Source organism: Thermoflexus sp. (assembly GCF_025055495.1).
Classification (GTDB): Bacteria; Chloroflexota; Anaerolineae; order Thermoflexales; family Thermoflexaceae; genus Thermoflexus.
The window spans coordinates 1-3917 of record NZ_JANWXB010000419.1 but is presented as its reverse complement, the minus strand read 5'-3'; the positions used below and the strand labels follow the sequence as shown (position 1 = coordinate 3917).

Here is a 3917-nt window from a genome sequence, read left to right as displayed (position 1 = left end):
GAGGAAGAGGGGCGGGCGGCTTCACCGCCCCGTCACCCCAAATCATAAGTTTGCGACAGAGCGAAGCAAAACTTCCCTCCTGGGAGACTACCTTCGGTGACCTTCCAGGCCCCCAAAAGATTTATCCCCTTTCCCACCGCCCTTCAGGCCGAGGGAAGGGGGGATAAGAGAGTGAGGCCCTACCCACCTGACGAGGGCAAGTTGCGTTAACGCTTATTCCAGGAGGAAACCATGATCAAGCGGGGAGGAGTAGCGATCACGATCGTTGGGTTGCTGGCGACCCTTGCTCTTGCGATGGGTTGCGGGCCGCAGGCAACCCCGGCGGCCCCGGCTCCGGCAGGGGAGATTCCCATCGGAGCCATTATGGACACCACAGGGCCAACCTCCGATGTGGGCAAAGATTATGCCGCAGGGATTCAGGACGCCATCCGCTGGATCAACGACCAAGGCGGCGTTAACGGCAAACGGATCCGATTGATCCTTAATGACTATGGTTACCGGGTACCGGAGGCCGTTACGCTCTATAAACGCTATCGGGATATCGATAAGGTCGTCGCTGTTCTGGGCTGGGGCACCGGAGACACCTCCGCCCTGGCCCCCACGGTGGCCAAGGATCAGATCCCGTATATCTCCGCCTCCTACTCCGGCGAGCTGACCGATCCCTCCAAGACCCCTTACAACTTCTTCGCCGCCTCGGACTATTCGACCAACGCCCGGGCGGCTCTTCTGGCCTGGTATGAGGAAATCTGGCTGAAGGACGACCGTTTCAAAGCAGAGCGAGAGGCCGGCAAGAAGCCGCGGATTGTAATGTTCTACTCCTTCCCCACGCCCTACAGCAGCGCGCCGATTAAGGCCCTAAAGGAGTTCGCCCAGCTTCTGGGCTTTGAGATCGGCCCGGACCAGGACGTCTCCCTGACCGCCCTGGACGCCAAGAGCCAGGTCCTGGCGGCCAAAGAGTTTAACCCTCACGTGATCTGGCACGGCAACACCACCCAGTCCGTCGCCACCGCGATCCGCGACGCCAAAGCCCTGGACCTGCAGGCGGACCATCTGGTGAACAACTGGGGCTTCGGTGAGGAGCTCCTGCGCCTGCTGGGGCCGCAGGCAGAGGGTGTGATCGGGATCGCCGTGACCGCCTTTTACGGCGAAAACGTGCCGGGGATGGATCGGGTGAAGGAGGCAGCTCAGAAATACAACCCGGCCCTCAAGGAACGGACTATCCGCACCGTCCAGGCGTGGGCGAACGTGATGCTCCTCTACGAGGCTCTCAAAAAGGCCGACGCAGCTGGTCAGCTGAACGGCCCGGGGATCCGGGCGGCGATCGAGTCCTTCCAGAACCTGGATATCGGCCTCGGTGTGCCGCCATTGACGTATACGTCAGACGATCATCGCCCGACCAGCCAGGTGCGCATTTATATCGTTCGCAATGGCAAGTTCGAACTGCTAAAGCTGGTCGATCTCAAAGAGAAGTTCGCTGACCAGTGGCCCAAGTGGAAAGGCTATTAACCGATGTTCCGCACGCGGTGCGGCGTGCAATCCTGCACGCCGCACCCTTCGCGAACAGGATGAAGGGATTGGGTTGAAAGATCGGGGCTGCCAATTCTTCAGGAGGCCCACATGGCATCGGGAGATGCCCTCCTCCAGGTGAACAACATTGAGGTTCGCTATCACCAGGTGATCCTGGTTCTTAAGGGGGTCTCGCTGAAGGTTCCCTCCAGGAGCGTTGTCGCTTTGCTGGGAGCCAATGGGGCCGGCAAGTCCACAACCCTGAAGGCGATCTCCGGCCTCCTGAAACACGAGGATGGTCAGATCACGGATGGCAGCATCGAGTTTATGGGCGAGCGGATCGACCGCAAATCGGCAGAGGAGATCGCCGCCATGGGGATCATCCAGGTCCTGGAGGGACGCCGCGTCTTCGAGCACCTCACGGTGGAGGAGAACCTGCGAGTGGGGGCTCATCATGGGGATGAGCGGCGCATCTCGGAACGGCTGGAGCTGGTTTATCACTACTTCCCGCATCTCAAGACCATCCGGAACCGGATGGCAGGGTTCTGCAGCGGAGGAGAACAACAGATGCTGGCCATCGGTCGGGCCCTGATGACCCGCCCTCGACTGCTGCTCCTGGACGAACCCTCCCTGGGCCTGGCCCCTCTCATCGTGCAGGAGATCATGGAGATCATCACGCGGCTTAATCAGGAGCAAGGCATTGCCATCCTGCTGGTGGAACAGAACGCCAGGCTGGCTCTGGAGATCGCCCAACATGCCTATGTCCTGGAGAACGGCCGTGTGGTGATGGAAGGGCCGGCGGCCGTCCTCCGAGATAACCCGGACATCCGGGAGTTCTATCTTGGATTGACGGAGCTGGGGGCTCGCAAACGATTCCGCGAAGCCAAATGGTATAAGCGTCGGAAGCGCTGGTTAACCTGAAGGCTGGAAGACTTTTTGGGGCTGAGGGGGCCGTCCTATGAAATCTGCCCAATTCATAAAAAATTGGCTTCTCCCCACGGCCCGCCCGTAGCCCTTATCTGGCCAAAGGAGGCTGCCATGCAAAGAACATATCGATGGCTCAGTTTGCTGACGATCATCGGGATCGCTATAGCGTGCCGCCCGGTTGGAACGGCCCAGATTCAGGACCCTAAAATCACCTTGGCCCGGGTAGAGGTGGTTGCTTACTATGCGTGGCCCACCCCGATCCCCACACCTACTCCACCACCCGCGGGCACCCCGACTCCTACTCCTGCCCCTCCTCCGCCGGCTCCAGATCTTCCTCTGGGCTTAGCGTATATCTTCAAAATCGAAAACCCAAACGATGCGACGGTCGCTCTGGAACAGTTCAAGTTCACCGCGCAACTCGAGGCGAAGAAGGATGGCCAGAGCGCTTATTTCTCCGTCCACGCTCCGATCGTCGATGAGGACATGAGCATTCCGCCTCGGACCACCAACGAGCTCCGGGTGACCTTCTTCCTGTCCTCTCGCATTGTCACCTCTAACCTCGCGGTGACCTCCGGTCATAAATTGAAAGAAATGGGCCTCACCCCGGGCGCAGTGGTCGAGGCCTGGTGGAAGGGCATCGGGGATTATGCGTTCGGGATTCGCGCGACGGAGGGAACCGCAATCTTCCGGACCCCGGCCGGTGAGCGGGTAGTGACTTTTGAAGGGGAGTTCCGGAAATAGTGATCATTGGCACTTTATCCAGCTATGAGTTGAGCAGTGTTTCACCACTAGCGGATTGCATCGGCCTACACGAGTGGCCACTCCCCCTACATCTCCCCTCCCCGAGGTCTAAAGGGCCTCAGGGAGGGGAATTTTCGTGGGCAGGGAAGACCGCCTTTAGCGGCCTCCCCTGCCCACAAAATCTCCAGGGTCTGCCACCCCGAAAGAGGGTCCCATCAGTCCCCCGTGGCCCTTCAGGCCGTGGTAGGAGGGAGAGAAAGAAAGGAGGGAGTTGCTTATGGATTTATTGACCGCTTACCAAGAGCGACAATTCCCCCGCATCTACAAGGCCGTCCAGCGTGCCCATCGCAACGCCCCCGGATTTCGTGCCCGGATGGAGGCCGCAGGCCTGCGCCCCCGCGACCTTCGGACCCCTGCGGATCTATCCCGATTGCCCGTGCTACGCAAGGACGACCTCCTTCAGCGCCAGCAGGCGGATCCTCCCTTTGGGGGGATGCTGATGGTGCCAATAGAGCACCTGCGCCGCATCTTTCAGTCCCCTGGTCCCCTTTACGAGCCGGAACCGGGCGTTCCGGATCCCTGGCGCTGGGCACCTGCCCTCCGGGCCGCGGGCTTCGAGCCTGGCGACCGCGTCCTGATCGCTTTCTCGTATCATCTGACGCCTGCCGGGGCCATGTTCGAGGAGGCGCTGAAGGTCCTGGGATGCCCGGCTGTTCCCGGCGGCATCGGCCAGCAAGACCTCC

Annotated in this window: 4 protein-coding genes; all 4 read left to right on the top strand. The window is 60.6% G+C overall.

All coding sequences use genetic code 11. The annotated features are described in order from the left end of the window. Positions 1-231 precede the first annotated feature (231 nt). On the top strand, positions 232-1506 hold the full coding sequence (locus NZM16_RS13690; protein WP_295480913.1) for an ABC transporter substrate-binding protein: 1275 nt from the start codon (positions 232-234) through the stop codon (positions 1504-1506). Positions 1507-1617: 111 nt separating this feature from the next. Beyond that, the gene (locus NZM16_RS13685; protein WP_295480911.1) at positions 1618-2427 is read left to right on the top strand and encodes an ABC transporter ATP-binding protein; all 810 of its coding nucleotides are present in this window, start codon (positions 1618-1620) and stop codon (positions 2425-2427) included. A gap of 117 nt (positions 2428-2544) precedes the next feature. Next, entirely contained in the window at positions 2545-3174 is a 630-nt protein-coding gene (locus tag NZM16_RS13680) for a hypothetical protein (protein WP_295480909.1), read from the top strand. Between the two features lie 277 nt (positions 3175-3451). Continuing rightward, on the top strand, positions 3452-3917 hold a 466-nt coding region (locus tag NZM16_RS13675; RefSeq protein WP_295480908.1), incomplete at its 3' end, for a hypothetical protein.